The organism is Streptomyces sp. NPDC001406 (genome assembly GCF_042895285.1).
Taxonomy (GTDB): domain Bacteria; phylum Actinomycetota; class Actinomycetes; order Streptomycetales; family Streptomycetaceae; genus Streptomyces.
Window position 1 is genome coordinate 105,639 of record NZ_JBIAWG010000012.1, and the last position, 23,732, is coordinate 129,370.

General features: G+C 70.7%; 14 protein-coding genes, 1 tRNA gene and 2 pseudogenes. 3 read left to right on the plus strand and 14 right to left on the minus strand.

All coding sequences use genetic code 11. The annotated features are described in order from the left end of the window. The first annotated feature begins 362 nt into the window (after positions 1 to 362). Positions 363 to 1,811, plus strand: a complete 1,449-nt coding sequence (locus ACFY1J_RS28265) for a phytoene desaturase family protein (protein ID WP_390732279.1) — start codon at positions 363 to 365, stop codon at positions 1,809 to 1,811. A 500-nt stretch (positions 1,812 to 2,311) separates the two neighbouring features. Then, positions 2,312 to 3,539: pseudogene (locus ACFY1J_RS28270) on the plus strand (tyrosine-type recombinase/integrase); the annotation flags it as partial. A gap of 116 nt (positions 3,540 to 3,655) precedes the next feature. Here the strand turns inward: ACFY1J_RS28270 and ACFY1J_RS28275 are convergent. From ACFY1J_RS28275 to bldG, 11 genes are all read right to left on the minus strand, one after another. Next, positions 3,656 to 3,729, minus strand: a tRNA-Thr gene (locus tag ACFY1J_RS28275). 108 nt (positions 3,730 to 3,837) lie between these two features. Next, positions 3,838 to 5,466, minus strand: a complete 1,629-nt coding sequence (locus ACFY1J_RS28280; protein ID WP_390732206.1) for an alpha/beta hydrolase — start codon at positions 5,464 to 5,466, stop codon at positions 3,838 to 3,840. A 175-nt stretch (positions 5,467 to 5,641) separates the two neighbouring features. Beyond that, positions 5,642 to 6,847, minus strand: coding sequence for a DNA polymerase III subunit delta' (locus ACFY1J_RS28285; RefSeq protein ID WP_390711715.1), 1,206 nt, complete (start codon positions 6,845 to 6,847; stop codon positions 5,642 to 5,644). Between the two features lie 90 nt (positions 6,848 to 6,937). Beyond that, positions 6,938 to 10,228 (minus strand): dTMP kinase, encoded by a 3,291-nt coding sequence (gene tmk, locus ACFY1J_RS28290; RefSeq protein WP_390732207.1) that lies wholly within the window; start codon positions 10,226 to 10,228, stop codon positions 6,938 to 6,940. Positions 10,229 to 10,381: 153 nt separating this feature from the next. Continuing rightward, positions 10,382 to 13,234, minus strand: coding sequence for a type I DNA topoisomerase (topA, locus tag ACFY1J_RS28295; RefSeq protein WP_390711717.1), 2,853 nt, complete (start codon positions 13,232 to 13,234; stop codon positions 10,382 to 10,384). 244 nt (positions 13,235 to 13,478) lie between these two features. Continuing rightward, positions 13,479 to 13,676 (minus strand): hypothetical protein, encoded by a 198-nt coding sequence (locus ACFY1J_RS28300; protein WP_390711718.1) that lies wholly within the window; start codon positions 13,674 to 13,676, stop codon positions 13,479 to 13,481. Between the two features lie 387 nt (positions 13,677 to 14,063). Then, the gene (locus ACFY1J_RS28305) at positions 14,064 to 15,605 is read right to left on the minus strand and encodes a methyltransferase (protein WP_390711719.1); all 1,542 of its coding nucleotides are present in this window, start codon (positions 15,603 to 15,605) and stop codon (positions 14,064 to 14,066) included. Positions 15,606 to 15,670: 65 nt separating this feature from the next. Beyond that, the gene (locus ACFY1J_RS28310; protein WP_390711760.1) at positions 15,671 to 16,207 is read right to left on the minus strand and encodes a small secreted protein; all 537 of its coding nucleotides are present in this window, start codon (positions 16,205 to 16,207) and stop codon (positions 15,671 to 15,673) included. Positions 16,208 to 16,464: 257 nt separating this feature from the next. Next, a complete protein-coding gene (locus tag ACFY1J_RS28315) occupies positions 16,465 to 18,870 on the minus strand; it encodes a sodium-translocating pyrophosphatase (RefSeq protein WP_390711720.1) in 2,406 nt (801 codons plus the stop codon). 330 nt (positions 18,871 to 19,200) lie between these two features. Continuing rightward, entirely contained in the window at positions 19,201 to 19,638 is a 438-nt protein-coding gene (locus ACFY1J_RS28320; RefSeq protein WP_390711721.1) for an ATP-binding protein, read from the minus strand. 161 nt (positions 19,639 to 19,799) lie between these two features. Then, positions 19,800 to 20,141 carry an anti-sigma factor antagonist BldG gene (bldG, locus tag ACFY1J_RS28325; protein WP_010986038.1) on the minus strand — a complete coding sequence of 114 codons (342 nt, stop codon included), beginning with the start codon at positions 20,139 to 20,141 and terminating at the stop codon, positions 19,800 to 19,802. 81 nt (positions 20,142 to 20,222) lie between these two features. Here bldG and ACFY1J_RS28330 point away from each other — a divergent pair, with 81 nt between their 5' ends. Continuing rightward, the gene (locus ACFY1J_RS28330; RefSeq protein ID WP_390711722.1) at positions 20,223 to 22,790 is read left to right on the plus strand and encodes a DEAD/DEAH box helicase; all 2,568 of its coding nucleotides are present in this window, start codon (positions 20,223 to 20,225) and stop codon (positions 22,788 to 22,790) included. Here the strand turns inward: ACFY1J_RS28330 and ACFY1J_RS28335 are convergent. The 3 genes and pseudogenes from ACFY1J_RS28335 to ACFY1J_RS28345 all read right to left on the minus strand — a co-directional run. Beyond that, positions 22,744 to 23,124: pseudogene (locus ACFY1J_RS28335) on the minus strand (Rv3654c family TadE-like protein); the annotation flags it as partial. The gene ACFY1J_RS28330 and the pseudogene ACFY1J_RS28335 overlap by 47 nt on opposite strands. Beyond that, the gene (locus ACFY1J_RS28340; RefSeq protein WP_390711723.1) at positions 23,121 to 23,477 is read right to left on the minus strand and encodes a TadE family type IV pilus minor pilin; all 357 of its coding nucleotides are present in this window, start codon (positions 23,475 to 23,477) and stop codon (positions 23,121 to 23,123) included. The pseudogene ACFY1J_RS28335 and the gene ACFY1J_RS28340, both read right to left, overlap by 4 nt. Before the next feature lie 28 nt (positions 23,478 to 23,505). Next, positions 23,506 to 23,706: a DUF4244 domain-containing protein gene (locus tag ACFY1J_RS28345; protein ID WP_390711724.1), complete on the minus strand. Its 201-nt coding sequence runs from the start codon at positions 23,704 to 23,706 to the stop codon at positions 23,506 to 23,508. Positions 23,707 to 23,732: the final 26 nt, after the last annotated feature.

Below are 23,732 nucleotides of genomic sequence, written 5' to 3' on the forward strand. Positions count from 1 at the left end.
AGCGCCACTGATCACCGGGGATGTCCCCCGCGTCCAGGGCTGGAGTCAGCTGCATAGCAACCGTTCGGAGCGAACAAAGCCCAACATCTAGAAAGTCAGAGCCTTTGGTCGCGTTCGCTCCTGACAGCCAACTTAGCGTGCTCATGATCGCGAGACAAGTTATATTTATGAGGCCCCTGTGATTCACCAACCGTCAGCTTCCGGGCGACCAAGACAAGACGAACGAAGGCGTCCGGCACCACATCTTGCTGAGCTGTGGCGCTTCGTGTTTGATTATGTCGCCTATTGGGCGAGCCGTCGGGCAGGCCCCGCGTCGGTCGCCCCTGGAGGCGGCACTTGCCAACGAAAGGGAACAGCCGGTGATGAAGGCGGACGTCGCGATCGTGGGGACGGGTCCGAACGGGCTGGCGGCTGCAGTCGTCATGGCCCGCGCCGGATTGCAGGTGCAACTTTTCGAAGGTCACCACGAGATCGGTGGAGGCCTGCGCACCACGTCACTGTTCGACGCTGACATCACGCACGACGTATGCGCGGCCGTTCACCCCATGGCAGCCGCGTCGCGGTTCTTCCGGGAGTTCGATCTGGCCTCGCGTGGGGTGCGCTTACGTCTACCCGAGATCAGCTACGCCCACCCACTACCCGACGGCACGGCTGCCCTGGCTCACCACGACCTGGAGACAACCTGTGCTCGGCTGGGGGCGGACGGCGAACCCTGGCGACGCATGATGACTCCGCTGCTGGAGCGCAGCTCCGCCGTAATCGACCTCGCCCTTTCCCACCAGCGCGCCATTCCGCAGGACCTGCTCGTCGCAGTCAGGTTCGCTGCGCGGACTCTCACACTCGGCACTCGGCTGGAAAGGCGCACTCTGACAACCGAAGCCGGCAAGGCCCTGCTGACCGGTGTCGCGGCACACGCTGTGGGACGACTGCCAAGTCTTGCCTCCGGCGCGATCGCACTCCTGCTGGGGCACCTTGCCCACGGTAGCGGCTGGCCCCTTCCAGAAGGCGGCAGCAGCCGCATCGCCGAGGCCCTGGCCGCGGATATCACCGCGCACGGTGGCACGTTCCACACCGGATGCAAGATCGATGATCTGAGGCAACTACAGGGATCGAAGGTGGTGCTGTTCGACACCGCCCCGAAAGGTCTTCTCCAAGCCGCCGGCGACTTGCTCCCCGCCCGTTACGCCCGCCACCTCTCCCGCTTCCGCCACGGCCCCGGGGCCGCCAAGGTGGACTTCCTCGTCAACGCTCCCATCCCTTGGAAGGATCCTGACGTAGGCCTGGCGGGCACCGTACACCTCGGCGGGACGCAGGCGCAGATACGTCACCAAGAAGGCCTCACCGCCGCAGGTACCGCCACACCAGAGCCCTTCGTCCTGGTCGTCGACCCTGCCGTGACCGACCCCACTCGGGCCCGGGACGGAAAGCGGCCGGTGTGGGCCTACGCCCACGTACCGAACGGGAGCTCCCAGGACCCCGTGCCCATGGTGCAGGCACGTATCGAACAGTACGCGCCCGGCTTCACAGAAACCGTCGTCGCCAGCCGCGGTATCAGCGCCCGCGACTACGAGGCCTACAACCCCAACTACGTCGGCGGGGACATCAACGGCGGTGCTGTGACCCTGAAGCAGAGCGTGCTCCGCCCGGCCCCCCGGGTGAATCCCTACCGCACGCCGCTCCGCGGCGTGTACCTGTGCTCCGCATCCACACCGCCAGGACCTGGCGTGCACGGGATGTCCGGTTACCTGGCCGCCCGTTCCGCACTGAGACACGAATTCGGCATTCACACGACACCAAGCCTCGCCCCCTGACCAGATCGCCCGCACCCGTCCATGAGGTGGCGGGCACGACAGACCACCGAGGTCCCTCGTGCACAGCCTGTGCGGCCTGGGTACGTCGCTCACTTGCCCTGGCCCGGGCCCCACACGACCGCGGACCGGAAATGCGTTAATGTGCGAGCCATGACGGCTGATGAACGTGAAAACCCTGGCACCGAGCAGGAGTTAGCGGCGACTCCTTGGAGCTGGGGGAGCCTGGGCCCGGTCGGCGGGTTCGTCTTGATGCTCTCTGGAATCGGTCTGCTCCTGTGGGGATTCCTGGGCCGGACAAGCTCCAGCCCTTCACTGATCTACCAGGCCGCGAAGGTCGTGGCGATCGGCCTGGTGGTCACCGGTACCACTCTGGTGGCGCGCCGACGCGACTCGTCACGACGCCCCGACGCAGAGACAGAGTCTGCTCCACGGTCGTGATACGTACCGGTCCGAGCCGGAGATCTGGCTCGCGCCGGTAGCCGGAGACTGTTCCTGATGTCCTCAACGCTGGCCAAGACCTCATCGGCAGCCTGACCGTGGGTGAGTGGCTCGACCGGTGGCTGGCGGGCAAACGCATACACAAGTCCGGGCTGAATCGCTACGAGACCGATATCCGCGTGCACTTGAAGCCTCACGTCGGACACCGGCGCCTCGCCCGCCTCCGCGTCAGCCACCTCAGCGAGATGTTCACGGACATCCGCGACGCCGACGCCCAGATCTTGGAGGACAGCGCCCAACGGCGACCTGCGATCAACGAGTTGGCGACCGTACCGTGGAAGGGCACGGAGAACCGTGCCCGCCGCAAGGCCATGAAGGCAGCGATCGACGAGATGCCGCCCTTCTGCCGCATCACTGGCCCTGTCAGACGTCTACACGTCAAAGCCACACTCCGCGCGTCCCTGAACGACGCCATCGGGCAGCAGATCATCACGTTCAACCCAGCCGCCCACGTCGAGATCGACCCCGTGCGCAAGCCGAAAGCACTGGTGTGGACGGATGAGCGGGTTGCCAAGTGGGAGCAGACGGGCGAGAAGCCGTCGCCTGTGATGGTCTGGACGCCCCAACAGACCGGCGCCTTCCTCGACTTCGCCGCTGCAGACCGGTTGTACGCGATGTGGCACCTGATCGCATTCCTCGGCCTGCGTCGCGGTGAGTCGTGCGGGCAACCATGGTCGGAGACGAACCTCGACGCTCAATCCCTCACCGTCTCCTCCTAACTTGTGCAGGACGGATGAGAGGTGGAGGCATCGGATCCCAAGACCGACAGCGCTACCGGGTGGTCGCGCTCGATGACGACACCGTCAACGTTCTGAAGGGCACCGAGAACGGCAGGACGCGGACCGCGAGGAGTGGGGCTCGGCCTGGGTCGAGACCGGCCACGTCTTCACCCAGGAAGACGGCTCCTGGCTCCACCCAGGCAAGGTGGCCGACCTCTTCGAGCGGCTCGTCGCCGCCTCCGGCCTCCCGCCGATCCGGCTCCACGACCTGGGCCCCGGCGCAGCCACTCTCATGCTGGCCGCCGACGTTGACATCAAGGTCGTGTCGGACACCCTTGGGCACAGCGACACCCGCATCACGCGGGACATTTACCAGAGCGTCCTGCCTGAGGTCGGCAAGAGCGCCGCCGAGGCCACCGCCAAGCTGGTCCCCCTTCAGCGCAGGGCCGAGGAAGAGAAGGAAGCTCGCAAGGCCGCCAAGAAGGCCAAGCGCCGGAAGCCGGCCGAGTAGGCCCTGAGCGGCTCCGCTCACACAAGCCATCCCACGGCACCCCGGCTGTGTGGCACGCCATGCCCCGAGCAACAGAAATCCCCAAGTCAGAGGGTATCTGACCTGGGGTTTATCGGAGCCGCCTTCGGGATTCGAACCCGAGACCTACGCATTACGAGTGCGTTGCTCTGGCCATCTGAGCTAAGGCGGCGCGCTGCCCGCACTATGGTGCGATCAGCAACGTCGGTAAGTCTACACAGTTTCCGGGGGTGCTCCGACCACGCCCCGGGAGCGGGGCTTCCGGGGCCCGGCGGGGTGGCTACGAGCAGCGTTTTCCCTGCGTGGGAGGCGTTCCGTGGAGGAGGTAGGCGTTGATCGTGGAGTCGATGCAGCTGCTGCCGCGGCCGTAGGCGGTGTGGCCGTCGCCGACGTAGGTGAGGAGGCGGCCGGAGGAGAGCTGGCGGGCGAGGGACTGGGCCCAGCCGTACGGGGTCGCGGGGTCGCGGGTGGTGCCGACGACGACGATCGGCGCCGCGCCCCTGGCCTCGATGCGGTGGGGTGCGCCGCTGGGCCGCACCGGCCAGTAGGTGCAGTTCAGGGAGGCCCAGGCCAGGCCCTCGCCGAAGACGGGGGACGCCTTCTCGAAGGCAGGGAGGGACTTCCTCACCTGGTCGGGGCCGGTGAAGGCCGCCGGGAGGTCCAGGCAGTTCACTGCGGCGTTGGCGGACATCAGGTTCGTGTAGTGGCCGTTGCCGCTGCGCTCGTAGTAGCTGTCGGAGAGGGAGAGCAGTCCGGCGCCGTCGTTCTCGTTCATCGCCGAGTTGAGCGAGTCGCGCAGCTGCGGCCAGGCCCCCTCGTCGTACATCGCCGCGATCACCCCCGTGGTGGCGAGCGCTTCGCCGAGCTTGCGTCCGTCGGGGTCGCCCGTGGGGACGGGGTGGGCGTCGACCTTGCGGAAGAAGGCCTTGAGGTGGTCGCCGACCTGTGCGGGTGTCGTGCCCTTGCCGCCGAGCGGGCAGTCGGACTGCCGTACGCAGTCCTTCGCGAACGCCTGGAACGCGGTCTCGAAGCCCGCCGTCTGGTCGAGGTTCAGCCTGCGTGCGGTCAGGGACGGGTCCATCGCGCCGTCCAGGACCAGGCGGCCCACCCGCTCCGGGAACAGCCCGGCGTAGGTCGCGCCGAGGAACGTCCCGTACGACGCGCCCACGTAGTTCAGCTTCGGGTCCCCGAGCGCCGACCGCAGGACGTCCATGTCCCGGGCCCCCTCGACGGTGGAGACATGGCGGAGCAGACCGGCCGAGTGGGCCCCGCACCCCTCCGCGAACTTCTTGTACTCCCCGACCAGCGCGTTCGTCTCCTTCTGGTCGTCGGGGGTGACGTCCGTCTGCGTGTACGTGTCCATCTGGCGCCCGTCGAGACACTCGACGGGCTCGCTGCGGGCGACGCCGCGCGGGTCCATCGCCACCATGTCGTAGCGGGCGCGGACCGCCTCCGGGTAGCCCAGGCCGGCGTACTGCTGCAGGTACGCGACCGCCGAGCCCCCCGGCCCGCCCGGGTTGACCAGCAGCGAGCCGAGCGGTTTGCCCTTGTCGGTGGCCTTCTTGCGGGCGACGGCGAGTTTGATGTCTCCCGCGCCGGGCTTGGCGTAGTCCAGCGGGGCCTTCAGCGTCGCGCACTCGAAGTCGGGGACGCCGCAGTCGCGCCAGGCGAGCTTCTGTCCGTAGTACGGGTCCAGCGCGGCCGGCGTCGAGCGGGGCAGCGCGGCCAGCGCCGGCTCCGCCTCCGCCGGCGCCTCGCCGGTCGACGCGGGCGGGTTCCCGGAGGAGCACGCGGAGACGAGCAGGGCGGCTGCCGCGAGGAAAGCGGCCGCGGCCCGACCATGAGTCCGGGGTCGAGATCGGGGGCGAAGTCGGGGTCGAGGCCGGCGGGAGGTTCGCCTGGTGTGCATCATCTGAGCGTAACCCTGAGCGACGGTATAAGTGCTGTGCGTCCGCAATGCGGCCCGTACGGATGACGTCGTCAACCGCGGGTGATGAATTCAGCCTGCTCTCACTGCCATTGTCAGCCCGCTCTCAGTGCCATCAGGCCATCGTCAGCCCGCCCTCAGTGCCATCAGGCCATCGTCAGCCCGCCCTCAGGGCCATGGTCATCGCCTCCACCGCCAGCAGGGGCGCCACATTGCGGTCCAGGGCCTCACGGCAGGCCGAGATCGCCTCGATGCGGCGCAGGGTCGACTCCGGAGAGCCGCCGCGGGCCAGCCGCTCCAGGGCGTCCTCGGCGTCCGCGTTGGCGATGGCCACACGGGAGCCGAGCTGGAGGGCGAGGACATCGCGGTAGAAGGCCGTGAGGTCGGTCAGGGCCAAGTCCAGGCTGTCGCGCTGCGTGCGGGTTCTGCGGCGCTTCTGCATGTCCTCCAGGTCCTTCATCACGCCCGCCGTGCCGCGCGGCAGCCGTCCGCCCTGGGCCGCGCCCAGCGCCGCCTTCAGCTCCTCGGTCTCCTTGCCGTCCATCTCCTCGGCGAGCTGCTTGGCGTCCTCCGCGGCCGCGTCGACCAGCTCCTGGGCGGCCCTGAGGCAGGAGCCGACCTCGTCGAGGCGCAGCGGCAGCTTCAGCACGGCGGCGCGGCGCTCGCGGGCGGCCGGGTCAGTGGCCAGGCGGCGGGCCCGGTCGACATGGCCCTGCGTGGCACGGGCCGCTGCGGCGGCCACGTCGGGCTCGATGCCCTCGCGCCGTACGAGCATGTCGGCGACGGCGTCGACCGAGGGCGTGCGCAGGTTGAGGTGGCGGCAGCGGGAGCGGATGGTGGGCAGCACGTCCTCCAGCGACGGGGCGCACAGCAGCCAGACCGTGCGGGGGGCGGGCTCCTCCACGGCCTTGAGGACGGCGTTGGCGGACTTCTCGTTCAACCGTTCGGCGTCCTCGACGAGGATGATCTGCCAGCGGCCGTTCGCAGGTGACGTGAACGACTTGCGGACCGTGTCCCGCATGTCCTTGACCAGGATCTCGGCGCCGACCGCGGCGACCGTGGTGACGTCCGCGTGGGTGCCGATCAGCGCCGTGTGGCAGCCGTCGCAGAAGCCGCAGCCGGGGGCTCCGCCGAGGGCACGGTCGGGGCTCACGCACTGCAGGGCCGCGGCGAAGGCCCGCGCAGTCTGGTTGCGGCCCGCGCCGGGCGGGCCCGTGAACAGCCAGGCGTGCGTCATCTTCGACGCCTCCGGCGGCGGGGCGTCCGTGGCGGCCGCGGTGACGAGCGCGTCGGCGTCCCGAGCGGCCGCGTCGAGCAGGTCGCTCACCTTCTCCTGCCCGACGAGGTCGTCCCACACCGTCATGGGTCACGCCGCCCTTCCGTCACATTTCGCGTTCCGGTGTCCATTGTGCGGGCGACCACTGACAGCCGGGGGCCGTGGTGACGTTCCCGGTCAGCCCCTGCGGCCCCGCCCGCGGCCCCGGCCGCCCTGATCCTCGTCGTACCCGTCGTCCTCGTACGACCCCAGCAGCTCGTCCGCGAGCGTCGGCAGATCGTCCAGCGGTGTCTCCTCGGCCCAGTCGGACCGCGGCCGCCGTCGCGCGACGCCGTCCTCGTCGACCTGCGGAAGCTCCCGCGTACGGTCGTCGGGGGCGGCGGGACCGGCGGCCGACCGCTCGTCCCGGAAGAACCCCTGCGGCATCCGCTGCGCCGGGTCCTCGCCCCGCACGGGAGGCAGTACGGCGGTCTCGTCCGCCGCACCGGGAGCGACCGGAGGCAGCACGGCCGTCTCGTCCGCCGCGCCCGCAGCCACGGGGGGCAGCACGGCCGTCTCGTCGGCAGCACCCGGAGGTACCGGCGGCTGCGGAAGCTTCGCCGTCACCTCGGACTCGGACTCCCCGGACGGCTTGCGGGACCGGGACGGCCGACCGCCGCCCTGCTCGCCCTTGGCGCCGCCCTTCGGCTCCTCCTCGTCCGCCCGAACCGGCCGCAGCACCGCCGTCTCGTCCGCCGCGCCCGGCTTCACCACGGGCGTCGGCACGGTCGCCGCCTCCCGCGCGGCGGCGGGAGCCGTCGGCCGGGGTGCCGCGGTGACCGTCGGCTGGGGTGCCGCGGGCTGCTGTGCGGCCACGTCGGCGGCGGCCGACGCCGCTGCCGCCTGGCGCCGGGCCTCCTCGGCGCGCAGCAGCGCCGCCTCGGCCTTGCGCTGCTTCTCCAGCCGCCGGGCCTCGGCCTCGGCGTGCAGCCTGGCCTCCTCCTCGGCCTGCCTGCGCCGCCGCTCCTCCTCGGCTCTGCGCCGGGCCTCCTCGGCGGCCCTGGCCTCTTCCTCGGCAAGGAGCCGGGCCCGCTCCTCCTCGGCACGCCTGCGTGCTTCCTCGGCCCGCTGCCGGGCCTCCTCCGCCTGCCGCTCGGCCTCGCGCCGCTGCGCCTCCTCCAGCTCGCGCCGCTTGCGCTCCTCCTCCTCGGCGCGCAGCTTGGCGAGCTGTTCCTGGCGCTCGCGCTCCAGGCGCTCCTCCTCGGCCTTGCGCGCGGCCTCCTCCTCGGCCTTGCGGCGGGCCTCCTCCTCGGCGGCCTTGCGGGCCTCCTCGGCGGCCTTCACCTCGGCCTCGGACAGTGGGAGCACGGTGTCGAGCCGGTGCCGGATCACGGTCGTGACGGCCTCGGGCTCCTGGCCCGCGTCCACGACCAGATAGCGCCCGGGGTCGGCGGCGGCCAGCGTGAGGAAACCGGCCCGCACGCGCGCGTGGAACTCGGCAGGCTCCGACTCCAGCCGGTCCGGAGCCTCGGTGAACCGCTCGCGGGCGGCCTCCGGCGCGACGTCCAGCAGGACGGTCAGATGGGGGACGAGGCCGTTGGTCGCCCAGCGGTTGATCCGGGCGATCTCGGTCGGGGACAGGTCCCGGCCCGCGCCCTGGTAGGCCACCGACGAGTCGATGTAGCGGTCGGAGATGACGACGGCTCCCCGCTCCAGCGCGGGCCGTACAACCGTGTCGACGTGCTCGGCGCGGTCCGCCGCGTACAGCAGCGCCTCCGCCCGGTGCGAGAGCCCCGCCGACGACACGTCCAGCAGGATCGAGCGCAGCCGCTTGCCCACGGGAGTCGCCCCCGGCTCGCGGGTGAGCACGACCTCGTGGCCCTTGGCCCGGATCCACTCCGCGAGGGCCTCGGCCTGGGTGGACTTCCCGGCGCCGTCGCCGCCCTCCAGGGCGATGAAGAAGCCGTTCGCGGCCGGCGTCTGTGCCGGGTCGTCGCCGCCGAGCAGCGCGTCCCGCAGGTCGTGCCGCAGCGGCACGCCGGACCGGTCGTCGACCTTGGCCAGCACCAGCGCGGCCACCGGCAGCAGCAGCGCGCCGACCAGCATCAGGGTGAAGGCGGCGCCGCCGTGCGCGAACACGAACTTGCCGTTCTCCAGCCGGTGCGGGCCGATGAGGGCCGCCACCAGGGGCGCGATCAGCGCGCCGAGCGCCACGAGGACCCGTACGACCGCGTGCAGGTGTTCGGTGGTACGCGGCCGGCGGTAGTCCTCGGTCTCCTGGTCGAGCAGCGTGTGCCCGGTGTTGGCGGCCACGCCCGCGCCGACCCCGGCGAGCGCGACGATCAGCAGCACGCTGGTGACGTCCGGGACGAGCCCGGCGGCAAGCAGCGCGACGCCCGTGAAGGCGATCGCCAGCGACAGCAGCCGGCGGCGGGACAGCGACGGCAGCACGGCGGGGGCCGTGCGGATGCCGACGACGACTCCGCCGGTCAGGGCGAGCACCAGCAGGCCGTACAGCACCGGGCCGCCGCCGAGGTCCTTGGCCTGCAGCACGGACACGGCGACGGCGGCGGCGATCGCCCCGGCGACGGCGGCGCAGGCGAGGACGAGCAGCGGTACGGCCCCCGTGCGGCCGTTGTCCACGCCCGTGCCCGTCCTGGGGCGGCGCAGTCCCTCCAGCGGGGACCGCGGGCGCGGGGTGCGCGCGTCGGGCAGCTCCAGGTACGTCAGCACGGACAGCGACGCGGCGAACAGGCCGGCCGCCACATACGAGCCGAGGGCCGCCTGGTGCTGGGCGAACCAGGCGCTCACGGTGCCGAGGAGGTTGTTGAGCAGCGCCGCGGTGACGAGGGCGGCGGCCGCCAGGGGGACCGCCACGAAGCCCGTGCGCAGCGACAGGCGGCGCAGGGCGTCCATGTGGTCCGGCAGCGGTCGTACCGTCGCGCCCTCGGGGGGCGGGGCGGGCAGCAAAGCGGGGGCGGCGCTCTCCCGGCACACGGACCAGAAGCGCTCGGCGACACCGGTCACGAAGGCGGTGACGAGCAGGACCGGCAGCGCGTTGGCGGGCGTCCAGTCGATCCACAGGGGCGCGATGATCAGCAGTACGGCGCGCAGACCGTCGGCGCCGACCATCGTCCAGCGGCGGTCGAGCGGGCCGTCCTGCGAGGTCAGGGAGGTGAGCGGGCCGAGGAGTACGGCGCCGAAGAGCAGGGTGGCCAGGATGCGTGCCCCGAAGACGGTCGCCACTGCGAACGCCACGCCCCGGTAGCCGCCGCCGAAGGAGCCCTCGGCGATCGCCGCCTGGAGGGCGAGCAGGACCAGCACCAAGAGCGCGAGGGCGTCGCCCACGCCGCTCACGAGCTGTGCGCTCCACAACCGCTTCAGCTGCGGCTGGCGCAGCAGGGCGCGGACCGCCCGCTCGCGGGAGTCCGCTACGAGGGTGTCGTCGGGTGCTGTGGTGAGGGCCGTTGGCTGCTCGGCTCGCGTCATGCTTTCAGCCTATCGGCAGGGACCGACAGCCCGCCGCGCCCGTCCGAACGTGCGCACGCCCCGACACCAAAGTGATGCCGGGGCGTTCGTTTTGCGAACAAGATGTGAAGCAGGATGTGAAGACCGGCGGTCCCAGTCGTCCGCCGACCGGTCTCAGTCCTCCGCCGACGCCTTGGAAGCAGCGGCCTTCGAGGCCGTCGTCGCCTTCTTGGCGGCGGTCTTCTTGGCCGTCGTCGTCTTCTTCGCCGTGGTCGTCTTCTTGGCGGCCGTCTTGGTGGCGGTCGCCTTCTTGGCCGGGGCCTTCTTGGCCGGGGCCTTCTTCGCGGGCGCCTTCTTCGCCGTCTTCTTGGCGGGGCCCTTGGCGCGCTTCTCGGCGAGCAGCTCGAAGCCGCGCTCCGGGGTGATCTCCTCGACGCTGTCGCCCGAACGCAGGGTCGCGTTGGTCTCGCCGTCGGTGACGTACGGCCCGAAGCGGCCGTCCTTCACGACGACCGGCTTTCCGCTGACCGGGTCCTCGCCCAGCTCCTTCAGCGGCGGCTTGGCGGCCGCCCGGCCACGCTGCTTCGGCTGGGCGTAGATCGCCTGGGCCTCCTCCAGCGTGATCGTGAAGATCTGGTCCTCGGCCTGCAGCGACCGCGAGTCCGTGCCCTTCTTCAGGTACGGGCCGTAGCGGCCGTTCTGCGCGGTGATCTCCACGCCGTCCGCGTCCGTGCCGACGGAACGCGGCAGCGACATCAGCCGGAGGGCGTCCTCCAGGGTCACCGTGTCCGGCGACATCGACTTGAACAGCGAGGCCGTACGCGGCTTGACGGCGTTCTTGCCGGTCTTCGGGGTGCCCTCGGGGAGCACCTCGGTGACGTACGGGCCGTAGCGGCCGTCCCTGGCGATGATCTGGTGGCCGCTCTGCGGGTCCGTGCCCAGCTCGAAGTCGCCGCTCGGCTTGGCGAGCAGTTCCTCCGCGAGCTCGACGGACAGCTCGTCCGGGGCGAGGTCGTCGGGGATGTCCGCGCGCTGGTGCTGCTCGGTGTCCTTCTCGCCGCGCTCGATGTAGGGGCCGTAGCGGCCGACCCGCAGCACGATGTCGTTGCCCACGGGGAACGACGACACCTCGCGCGCGTCGATCGCGCCCAGGTCGGTCACCAGCTCCTTGAGGCCGCCGAGGTGGTCCCCGTCGCCGTTGCCCGCCTCGGCCGCGTTGCCGTTGTTCGTGCCCTCGCCGAAGTAGAACCGCTTCAGCCACGGCACGGCCTGCGCCTCGCCGCGCGCGATGCGGTCGAGGTCGTCCTCCATCTTGGCGGTGAAGTCGTAGTCGACGAGCCGCCCGAAGTGCTTCTCCAGCAGGTTGACCACGGCGAAGGACAGGAAGGACGGCACCAGGGCCGTGCCCTTCTTGAACACATAGCCGCGGTCGAGGATCGTGCCGATGATCGACGCGTACGTCGACGGGCGGCCGATCTCGCGCTCTTCGAGCTCCTTGACCAGGCTGGCCTCGGTGTAGCGGGCCGGGGGCTTGGTGGCGTGCCCGTCGACCGTGATCTCCTCGGCCGTCAGCGCGTCACCCTCGTTGACCTGGGGCAGCCGGCGCTCGCGGTCGTCCAGCTCGGCGTTCGGGTCGTCGGCGCCCTCGACGTAGGCCTTCAGGAAGCCGTGGAAGGTGATCGTCTTGCCGGACGCGCTGAACTCGACGTCCCGGCCGTCGGCGGCGGTGCCACCGATCTTGACGGTGACGCTGTTGCCGGTCGCGTCCTTCATCTGAGAGGCGACGGTCCGCTTCCAGATCAGCTCGTAGAGCTTGAACTGGTCGCCGGTCAGCCCGGTCTCCGCCGGGGTGCGGAAACGATCACCCGAAGGACGGATCGCCTCGTGCGCCTCCTGGGCGTTCTTGACCTTCCCGGCGTAGGTGCGCGGCTGCGGCGGCAGATAGTCGGCGCCGTACAGCTGCGTGACCTGGGCGCGAGCGGCCGCGACGGCGGTGTCGCTCAGCGTCGTGGAATCCGTACGCATGTACGTGATGTAGCCGTTCTCGTACAGCTTCTGCGCGACCTGCATGGTCGCCTTCGCGCCGAAGCCGAGCTTGCGGCTGGCCTCCTGCTGCAGCGTCGTCGTACGGAACGGGGCGTACGGCGAGCGGCGGTACGGCTTGGACTCGACGGACCGCACGGAGAACCGGGTGTTCTCCAGGGCGGCGGCGAGGGCGCGGGCGTTCGCCTCGTCGAGGTGGAGGGTGTTCGCGGTCTTGAGCTGCCCGAGCGAGTCGAAGTCGCGGCCCTGGGCGACGCGCCTGCCGTCGACGGACTGAAGCCGGGCGACCAGGGTCGACGGGTCGCTCGCGTCGCCGGCGCGGCCGGTCCCGAAGGTGCCCGTCAGGTCCCAGTACTCGGCGGAACGGAAGGCGATGCGCTCACGTTCGCGCTCCACCACGAGCCGGGTCGCGACCGACTGGACACGGCCGGCCGACAGGCGCGGCATGACCTTCTTCCACAGGACCGGCGAGACCTCGTAGCCGTACAGGCGGTCGAGGATGCGGCGGGTCTCCTGGGCGTCGACCATGCGCTGGTTCAGGTCGCGCGGGTTGGCGACGGCCTCGCGGATCGCCTCCTTGGTGATCTCGTGGAAGACCATCCGCTTGACCGGGACCTTGGGCTTGAGGACCTCCAGGAGGTGCCACGCGATGGCCTCGCCCTCGCGGTCCTCATCGGTGGCGAGGAAGAGCTCGTCGGAGTCCTTCAGCAGGTCCTTGAGCTTCTTGACCTGGGCCCTCTTGTCGGCGTTGACGACATAGATCGGCTCGAAGTCGTGCTCGACGTCCACGCCGAGGCGGCGGACCTCGCCGGTGTACTTCTCCGGCACCTCCGCGGCGCCGTTGGGAAGGTCGCGGATGTGCCCGACGCTCGCTTCGACTACGTAGCCGGGGCCCAGGTAGCCCTTGATCGTCTTCGCCTTGGCAGGCGACTCGACGATGACGAGTCGGCGGCCGCCCTGTGCGGTCTCGCTGGTCGGGGACAACTTCGCTCTTCTCTCCGGTCGACGCTGGGGCCTGCCCGGGCCTGTGTCCCGGGTCGTGTCGTGGTGACGCTGCGGAGTGTGACGGTACATCCCGCCCCCGTGTCAAACGGGAAAAGCCCACAACGGCCACTCGAACGGTAACCCGACTACCGGCATTCCTGCCGCCCGGAGTGCCAGGCCGCCGTCACAGCCCTGTCCGGAGCGTGACGCTCCCCTTACGCGTACGGCAGTACGCGACCCGCGGTCACATGCGGGTGAGGCAGTACGCGCCGAGGCCCAGGGCGACCACTCCGGCGAGGCCCGCGAGGGTGGCCGATGCGACCTGATTCACGCCATGGGCGACCGGTTCACGGTGCCGGACCCGGGCGCCGGTCCACACCAGCAATGCGCCTCCGAACAGGGCGAACACCACTCCCGCGAAGATCGCCGGTCCGCTCTCCATGGCTCCCCTGCCCCTTTTCCGCCGTCCATGAGTGCCCAGGGGCCGGAGACTGGCACGCACGGGCGGCGTGCGGGCGAACCCGAGGTGAACGACGAGCCGACAGCTTTTCGTACGCGCATTCGAATAGTCTCGATGCGAGACCGGACACAGATATTTTTCCGGCCGTTTTCTTGCCGTCGGCGCGTCCCGGGTCGCGCCGCGCCCCGTCCGCGCCCCCTTCGGGCCCGGTGCGACGCCGGTCACCCGACCGGTGTGCCGTACGGCACGGGTGGTGTGCGCGTGTCGCGCGGCCGGCGTGCGCGACGGGTGTCCGTACGCCAGGTGACGCTCACCCGGGTCGGCCCGACGCCGTAGCCACCCGGCCGGAGCCGGCCGCGGACCGCGGACTCAGCCGGCCGGTTCGAGGAAGCCCTGTTCCACCAGCAGCCGGATCTGCGCGGGCGTGCTGTCGCGCAGCACCACCGGGTCCTCACCCATCAGCTGGGCGATGGCGTCGATGATGCGGCCCGCGCTCAGCGTGCCGTCGCACACGCCCGCGAAGCCGGCCCCGACGGTGTCCACCCGGGTGGCGCGGCGCATACCGCGGTGCTGGCGCAGCACCACATGCTCCGGGTCCTCGGCGCCGGGCAGCCCGACCTGCTCCTGGACGACCTCGGCGACGAGCCTGAAGTGCCCCTCCAGCAGGGCGGCGTCGTCGTGCCGACGGAGATAGTCGAGCCGGGCGAAGTGCGCCCGCACCGTTTCCCCGAGCGGCTGTTCGATCGGGTGCGGCCATTCCTCCACGACGACCGAGGGCTCGGCGGCAGAGGTCCTGCGCAGCGTGATCCAGCCGAAGCCGACCGCCTTGACCTTGCGCGCCTCGAACTCGTCGAGCCAGGCGTCGTACCGCGCCTGGTACTCCGCCGGGTCACCGCGGTGGTCACCGGCGTCCCTCAGCCACAACTCGGCGTACTGCGTGACGTCCTGCACCTCGCGCTGCACGACCCAGGCGTCGCACCCGCGCGGCACCCACGACCTGATCCTGTCCTGCCAGTCCTCCCCTTCCACGTGCTGCCAGTTGGCGAGGAACTGGGCGAACCCGCCCTCGTTCAGACGCTCGCCCGCTCCCTGAACGAGCGAGCGGCACAGATCGTCCCCGCCCATCCCGCCGTCGCGATAGGTCAGACGGGCGCCGGGCGAGATCACGAACGGCGGGTTCGACACGATCAGGTCGAACGTCTCGTCGTCCTTGAGCGGCTCGAAGAGCGAGCCCTCGCGCAGATCGGCCGCCGGGGCGCCGGACAGGGCGAGTGTCAGCGCGGTGATGTGCAGCGCGCGCGGGTTGAGGTCGGTCGCCGTCACGCGTGTGGCGTGCTGGGCGGCGTGCAGCGCCTGGATGCCGGAGCCGGTGCCGAGGTCGAGCGCGGCGGCGACGGGCGTGCGGACGGTGATGCCGGCCAGGGTCGTGGAGGCCCCGCCGACGCCGAGGACCACGGCCGAGTCGGTCTGACGGCTCTGGCCGCCGATGCCGCCCGCGCCGCCGACGGCGCATCCGAGGTCCGACACGATGAACCAGTCCTCGCCGTCCGGGCCGCCGTAGGGCCGGATGTCCACGGTGGCGGCGACCTCGTCGTCGCCGACGCGCGTCAGCCACCGGCTCTGCAGGCACTCCTCGACGGGCAGCACGTCCGCCACGCGCGCGTGCGGCACGGGCTGCTGGAGCAGGAACAGCCGTACGAGTGTCTCCAGCGGCGTGTCTCCGCGGGTGGCCCTGAGTGCGGGCACGGTCTCGCTGCGGGCCAGGGCCGCATACGCGGGGGCGCCGAGCAGTTCGAGCAGCCCGTCGGCGGTGAAGGCGGCGCCGAGCAGGCCGGCACGGAGCCGGGCGGCGACATCGGGACGGTCGGAGGACGGCAGGGGGGACAGGGTGGCGTTACTCACGTCCCCCATTGTGTCCGCTCGGACCGACATCGCACGTACCCGAACCGGCCCGCGTCAGCCGCCCGCCTTCGTGCTCAGCCCGCCGTCGCCGAGGCCGAGGAGGAGGCCGACTTGCAGCTCTCCTGCTTGGCCATCGCCTTGCCGACGTCACCTTCCTCAAGGTTCTTCAGCGCGTCGTTCCCGGTCGTGCTCAGCTTGTCGAGCTGGGTGGCGATGTCCTTGAGGCCGTCGGCGAACTTCGCCTGGTCCTTGGTGTCGAGCTCGTCGACCTGCTTCTTCAGGGAGGCGTAGGACGCGCCGATCTGGTTGAGCTCCTTGACCGCGTCCTGCTGCTTCTTCTTGCCGTTGTCCACATCCGGCGCCCCGGCCGAGTTCACGGCGGCGCCGATCGCCTTGTAGGCGTCGGACATGTCCTGGAAGGCCTTCGCATCGGTCTTCTGGACGTCCGCGGGCGCGCTGTTGTCCGAGGTCTGCTTCTGGATCGCGGCGTTGGCGGCCGCGATCTTCTTGGCCTGCGGCTGGACCGCGTCGCAGACCTGCTTGGCCCAGGCATCCAGCTTGTCGTTGTTGTCGCTTCCGCCGCCGCTGCTGCATCCCGTCAGCGCCGCCATGAGTACCGCACCGCCGGACAGTGCGGCCGCGAGCTTCTTGTTCACCGGATCGGTCCCTTCCCTGGCTCTCGGCCCCCGGACCCTACACGCCGGATGGGTGACAGTCGCACGCCGAACAGCCGATAAGGACCATTTTGCTCCTCTTTGCACCAAGCGAGAGAAGGCTCACCATGAGGGCGTGCGCACACACGAACGGGCGGGCGGCACATCAATGCGCGCCACCCGCCCGTCCGTTGAACGGTCCGCCGTAAGACGGCCTACGAAACCACCGCAGGATCGGCCGACTTGCTCACCCGTTCGGCACTGTCCTCGTCGCCCACGGCGATACCGCGCCGCTTGGAGACGTACACGGCGCCGACGATCACGACCAGCGCGAGGACCGCGATCGCGATCCGTACGCCGAGGTTCTTGTCATTGCCGTACGAGAACTTGATGACCGCGGGCGCGATGAGCAGCGACACCAGGTTCATCACCTTCAGCAGCGGGTTGATCGCGGGACCGGCGGTGTCCTTGAAGGGGTCGCCGACCGTGTCACCGATCACCGTGGCCGCATGGGCCTCGCTGCCCTTGCCGCCGTGGTGGCCGTCCTCGACCAGCTTCTTGGCGTTGTCCCAGGCACCACCGGAGTTGGCCAGGAACACCGCCATCAGCGTGCCCGCGCCGATCGCGCCCGCGAGATAGGAGCCGAGGGCGCCGACACCGAGCGTGAACCCGATGAAGATCGGCGCCATCACCGCGAGGAGGCCCGGCGTGGCCAGCTCCCTGAGGGCGTCCTTGGTGCAGATGTCGACGACCTTGCCGTACTCGGGCTTCTCCGTGAAGTCCATGATCCCGGGCTTCTCGCGGAACTGCCGTCGCACCTCGTACACCACGGAACCCGCCGACCGCGACACCGCGTTGATGGCGAGTCCGGAGAAGAGGAAGACGACCGCCGCACCCGCGATCAGGCCGACCAGGTTGTTCGGCTGCGAGATGTCCAGCGACAGGCTCATCGGCGCGCCCGGGCCGGTCAGTTTCGCGCCCACGTCCTGCACGCTGGTCGTGATCGCGTCGCGGTACGACCCGAAGAGCGCCGATGCCGCGAGGACGGCGGTGGCGATGGCGATGCCCTTGGTGATGGCCTTGGTGGTGTTGCCGACCGCGTCCAGGTTGGTGAGCACCTGCGCGCCCGCGCCCACGACGTCACCGGACATCTCGGCGATGCCCTGCGCGTTGTCGGAGACCGGACCGAAGGTGTCCATGGCGACGATCACACCGACCGTGGTGAGCAGACCGGTGCCGGCCAGCGCGACCGCGAACAGGGCCAGCATGATGGACGTACCGCCGAGCAGGAACGCCCCGTAGACGCTGAGGCCGATCAACAGGGCGGTGTAGACGGCCGATTCGAGACCGACCGAGATACCGGCCAGGATGACGGTGGCCGGGCCGGTCAGGGAGGTCTTGCCGATGTCCATCACCGGACGGCGGTTGGTCTCGGTGAAGTAGCCGGTCAGTTGCTGGATCACGGCGGCGAGCAGGATGCCGATGGCCACCGCGACCAGTGCGAGGATCCGCGGGTCGCCGTCCTTGCCGCTGATCGTCGTGTCGGTGACGCCGTCGAGGTCCGCGTACTTTCCGGGCAGATAGATGAAGACCGCCACCGCCACGAGCACGAGCGAGATCGCCGCGGAGATGAAGAAGCCCCGGTTGATCGCGGTCATGCCGCTGCGGTCGCTGCGGCGCGGCGCGACAGCGAAGATGCCGATCATCGCGGTGATCACGCCGATCGCGGGCACCAGCAGCGGGAAGGCGAGCCCGGAGTCGCCGAAGGCGACCTTGCCGAGGATGAGCGCCGCGACCAGGGTCACGGCGTACGACTCGAACAGGTCCGCCGCCATACCGGCACAGTCGCCGACGTTGTCGCCCACGTTGTCGGCGATGGTCGCGGCATTGCGCGGGTCGTCCTCCGGAATGCCCTGCTCGACCTTGCCGACCAGGTCGGCGCCGACGTCGGCGGCCTTGGTGAAGATGCCGCCGCCCACACGCATGAACATGGCGATCAGGGCGGCCCCGAGGCCGAAGCCCTCGAGCACCTTCGGCGCGTCGGCCGCGTACACCAGCACCACACAGGAGGCGCCCAGCAGGCCGAGCCCCACCGTGAACATGCCGACGACGCCGCCTGTGCGGAAAGCGATCTTCATGGCTTTGTGCGAGACGGCGGTGAGATCCTTTTCCGGCTCACCTTCCGCCGGGGTGGCCTCCCGGGCCGCCGCGGCGACACGCACATTGCTGCGGACGGCGAGCCACATGCCGATATAGCCGGTGACCGCCGAGAACGCCGCGCCGATCAGGAAGAACACCGATCGCCCGGCGCGCTGATTCCAGTCGTCCGCGGGCAGCAGCATGAGCAGGAAGAACACCACGACGGCGAAAACGCCGAGCGTGCGCAGCTGCCGGGCCAGATAGGCGTTGGCGCCTTCCTGGATCGCCGTCGCGATCTTCTTCATGCTGTCGGTGCCCTCGCCCGCCGCGAGCACCTGGCGCACCAGGACTCCCGCGACGACCAGCGCCGCGACCGCGACGACCGCGATGATCGCCACGAGGACACGGTTGTCGTCGGTCAGGACTGCGGCTGCGAAGGTTGTGGGTTGGCCCAACTGATGAGGGGTAGAAAGCCCCGCCATTCGTCCTCCTTGACGCTTGGGCTGAGCTCAAGATGTGGACGGATTGTAGGTACCGGAACCTGATCAAAACAGAGCGCGGTAAACGGAATTAGCCTTCACCTGCTCTTCAGCAAATGATCGACATCGCGCCAGAGAACCCGAAAGTGGTAACGCCCCAAAGGCATTGACGCCCGCATTGGCGCTTGATCAAATAATCCGGTGATTGATCGTGAATTTCTTCACGAATTCCGATGGTCGCAGGTGGCCGCAGGGAAACAGCACGAAGGGCCCTGCTGAGCAGGGCCCTTGTGAGTGAGCGGGGTTGCGCCGAACGGGTGCGACGGGAGTGGTTCAGGCGAGCGCGACCGCCGGCGGGGTGGTCGGCCAGGTCATGCGGATCAGCCCGCCGTGCTCCCCGGCGCTGACCTCCACGTCGTCGACGAGGCCGCTGATGACCGCGAGGCCCATCTCGTCCTCCTCGGTCTCCGCGTCCCCCTCCTCGGGGGCACCGCCGGGCGCCCGGTCACCCGGGGCCGAATGCGGCGCCTCGTCGCCGACCTCGATGGAGAACTGTTTCTCGTCCTCGATCAGCGCCACCTTCACCGGCGCCGCGATACCGGCGCTCTGGTGCAGCCCGACAGCGCGGGAGCAGGCCTCGCCGACGGCGAGCCGCACTTCGTCCAGTACGGCCTCGTCCACTCCGGCCCTGCGCGCCACCGCTGCCGCCACCAGTCGGGCGGTCCTGACGTGCTCGGGCAGCGCGCTGAAGCGGAGTTCAACGGTGGCCATGCATCCCCCTCGCAACTTCGGGCGTGCGGTCGGGGGCCGGGCCGCCGAAAGCCCGGACCCCCTGATGAGACTTCTTCCGCCCCGGGCACTGCGGCCCGGGACCGGGCGCGCCGACGATTCGGGCCGATCGGCGGTCCGGGATCGGTCGGCAGCAGCCCAGGTCAGTCGGTGGCCGCCACCGCTTCCTCGACCGAGGTGTGGATCGGGAACACCTTGGTGAGGCCGGTGATGCGGAAGATCTTGAGAATGCGCTCCTGGTTGCAGACCAGGCGCAGGGAGCCCTCATGGGCACGCACGCGCTTCAGCCCGCCGACCAGCACGCCGAGACCGGTGGAGTCGAGGAAGTCCACGCCCTCCATGTCGACGACGAGGTGGAAATTCCCGTCGTTCACCAGCTCGACCAGCTGCTCGCGCAGCTTGGGCGCGGTATATACGTCGATTTCGCCACCGACCTCGACGACCGTACGATCGCCGACGGTACGGGTCGACAGGGACAGGTCCACGGATCCTCCAGCACCTTGCTATCGAGCGGTCGCCCCTCGGGACACCTCGGCTTGCGGCCCCCGGGACGTACGCCAGCCGCGATGGCATTCAATCACTTACCGGCAGGCGTGCACGACGCCTTGGCCCCATTGTCCGTCACGCCAGTGACACACTCGGTGCCAATGGCCAAGAATCACCGATCCGATCGATCCCCGACGGACACCGCAACCCGCCTCGCTCCGGGCACGGTCCTGGACCGGCTCGCCTCCGGACCGAGCCGGGCCTCGCGCATCACTCATACGGAGCACTTGCCCCCGCGCGAGGGTCGCCATGCCGTCTGGCCGCACCGGATTCGCCCGGAAGTGATCGCGGCGGTGCAGTCGGCCGGTATCGAGCACCCCTGGGCGCACCAGGCACTCGCCGCCGAGCACGCCCTGGACGGCGACTCGGTGGTGGTCGCCACGGGCACGGCGTCGGGCAAGTCCCTGGCGTATCTCGTGCCCGTCCTGTCGACGCTCCTGGACGGCTCAAAGGCCCCGAACGGCCGCGGCGCCACCGCCCTGTACCTGGCTCCCACCAAGGCCCTCGCGGCCGACCAGTGCCGTTCGGTGAAGGAACTTTCACACCCGCTGGGCACCGCGGTCCGGGCCGCCGTGTACGACGGCGACACGCCGGTGGAAGAACGCGAATGGGTCCGCCAGTACGCCAACTACGTCCTCACCAACCCCGACATGCTCCACCGCGGCATATTGCCCTCGCACCCGCGCTGGTCCTCCTTCCTGAAGGCGCTCAAGTACGTCGTGATCGACGAGTGCCACACCTATCGGGGCGTCTTCGGCTCGCACGTGGCACAAGTTCTGCGCCGACTACGCCGTCTGTGTCAGCGCTACGGCGCGTCGCCCGTCTTCCTGCTGGCCTCCGCGACCGCCGCGGAGCCCTCCGTGGCCGCCCGCCGCCTCATCGGCCTTCCGGTGACCGAGGTCGCCGACGACGCCTCCCCACGCGGGGAACTGGTGTTCGCCCTGTGGGAGCCCCCGCTCACCGAGCTGCACGGCGAGAAGGGCGCGCCGGTCCGCCGCACGGCCACCGCCGAGACGGCCGACCTGCTGACCGACCTCACCGTGCAGGGCGTGCGCTCGGTCGCCTTCGTACGCTCCCGGCGCGGCGCCGAGCTGATCTCCGTCATCGCCCAGGAACGGCTGGCCGAGGTCGACCGCTCCCTGGCCCGGCGTGTCGCGGCCTACCGCGGCGGCTACCTCCCCGAGGAGCGCCGCGCCCTGGAACGCGCCCTGCACTCCGGTGAGCTCCTCGGCCTGGCCGCGACAACAGCCCTGGAGCTCGGCGTGGACGTCTCGGGGCTCGACGCCGTACTGATCGCCGGGTACCCCGGCACGCGCGCGTCCCTGTGGCAGCAGGCGGGCCGGGCGGGCCGCTCCGGGCAGGGCGCCCTGGCAGTGCTGGTCGCCCGCGACGACCCGCTGGACACCTTCCTCGTCCACCATCCCGAGGCCCTGTTCGACCAACCGGTGGAATCCACGGTCCTCGACCCCGACAACCCGTACGTCCTGGCCCCGCACCTGTGCGCGGCCGCCGCGGAGCTTCCGCTGACCGAGGACGACCTGGAGCTGTTCGGCCCCGCCTGCGCGGAGCTGCTGCCGCAGCTGGAGGCCGCGAAGCTGCTGCGCCGCCGCACGAAGGCCTGGCACTGGACGCGCCGGGAGCGGGCCGCCGACCTGACCGACATCCGCGGCGGGGGCGGCCGGCCGGTGCAGGTCGTCGAGGAGGGCACAGGACGCCTCCTCGGCACGGTGGACGCGGGCGCCGCGCACTCCACCGTCCACGAGGGCGCGGTGCACCTGCACCAGGGCCGTACGTACCTGGTGCGCTCCCTCGACCTGGAGGACTCGGTCGCCCTGGTCGAGCAGGCGGACCCGCCCTATTCGACGGTCGCCCGCGACACGACCTCGATCTCCGTCCTGGAGACGGACGTCGAGCTCCCCTGGGGCGCGGGACGCCTGTGCTACGGCTCGGTCGAGGTCACCAACCAGGTCGTCTCCTTCCTGCGCCGGCGTGTCATCACGGGCGAGGTACTGGGCGAGACCAAGCTCGACCTCCCGCCGCGCACCCTTCGCACCCGCGCCGTGTGGTGGACGGTCACCGAGGACCAGCTGGACGAGGCCCGGATCAACCCGGAGATCCTCGGCGGCTCCCTGCACGCCGCCGAGCACGCCTCCATCGGCATGCTGCCCCTCTTCGCCACCTGCGACCGCTGGGACATCGGCGGCGTGTCGGTGCCGCTCCATCCCGACACCCTCCTGCCGACGGTCTTCGTGTACGACGGCCACCCGGGCGGTGCGGGCTTCGCGGAGCGCGCCTTCCACACCGCCCGCGAGTGGCTCACGGCCACCCGCCAGGCCATCGCCTCCTGCGAGTGCGACGCCGGCTGCCCGTCCTGCATCCAGTCCCCCAAGTGCGGCAACGGCAACGATCCGTTGCACAAGCGGGGGGCCGTGCGCCTGCTCACGGTGCTGTTGCGGGGGGCGCCGGAGGAGAAGGCCGGGGAGGATCCGGAGGAAGGGCCCCAGCAGGAGCCGGAGGAGAAGGCCGAGCAGGAGCCGGAGGAGGGGGCGGAGCAGGGGCCGGTCCCGCAGGTCCCGCCCGCGATCTGACCTCCGCCGTGAAAGGCCCCTGCCCGGAGGACGCCGTCACGTCCGACGTGTCGCCCACGACGGCACAGCGCACCAGCCGGGTGCCCTGCGCCACCGCCACCCGCTCGGCGCGAGCGCAGGCCGCCGTGGTGCCCTCGGCCCAGTGGTCCGCCGCCGCGAGCGCCGCGAGATCCGCACCGCCCGCCGCACGGTGCCGGGCGACCACGGCATGCCCCAGGGCGAGCAGCACGCCGAACACGACGCACAGGACGGCGATCGCACCGATGCTCCAGACGGTGGCCGACCCTCGGTCCGAGAAGCGGCACGAGGCCCATCTCCCCAGGCGGCGACTCATCGCCCAGCCTCCGCCCCGCCGCCCGTCGGCCCCGCGGTCACCGCGTCCTCCGCCGACGCCACGGCCTCCTCCCGTACTTCGAAGGGCAGGCCGGGCAGCAGCGGCGGATCGGCCACCACCGTCACCCGGACCCGGTCCCCCTCCCGGGCCACCGTGACCTTCGCGCCGTGCGGTGCCGCCTCACGGGTGACCGCCACGACCGCGTCGGCCGGATCCTGGCGGGCGGCAGCCCGGGCGCCCGTGCGCGCCGCGTCCACGCACTGGATCTGCGCCGCCACCACGAGCAGCCCACAGACCAGCGCCATCGTGAACGCCACCAGCACGGGCAGCACCACGGCCGCCTCCGCGGTCACGAACCCCGCGTCCCGGCGCTCCCCTCGCTCACATCCGGGCACTGAGGGCTCGTTTCACGATGGCCTGCAGCTCCGCCCTGACCTGCCCGCTCGTCACGACCTCGTAGAGCAGCAGGGCGAATCCGACCGCCGCGACGATCCCCATCGCGTACTCGGACGTGACCATGCCCGCGTCCCGGCACCGCCGCGCCTGCCACCACGCCCGTACCTTCCTGGCCTTCTCATTCATCTGCACTCCTTCGCATTGCAACTCGG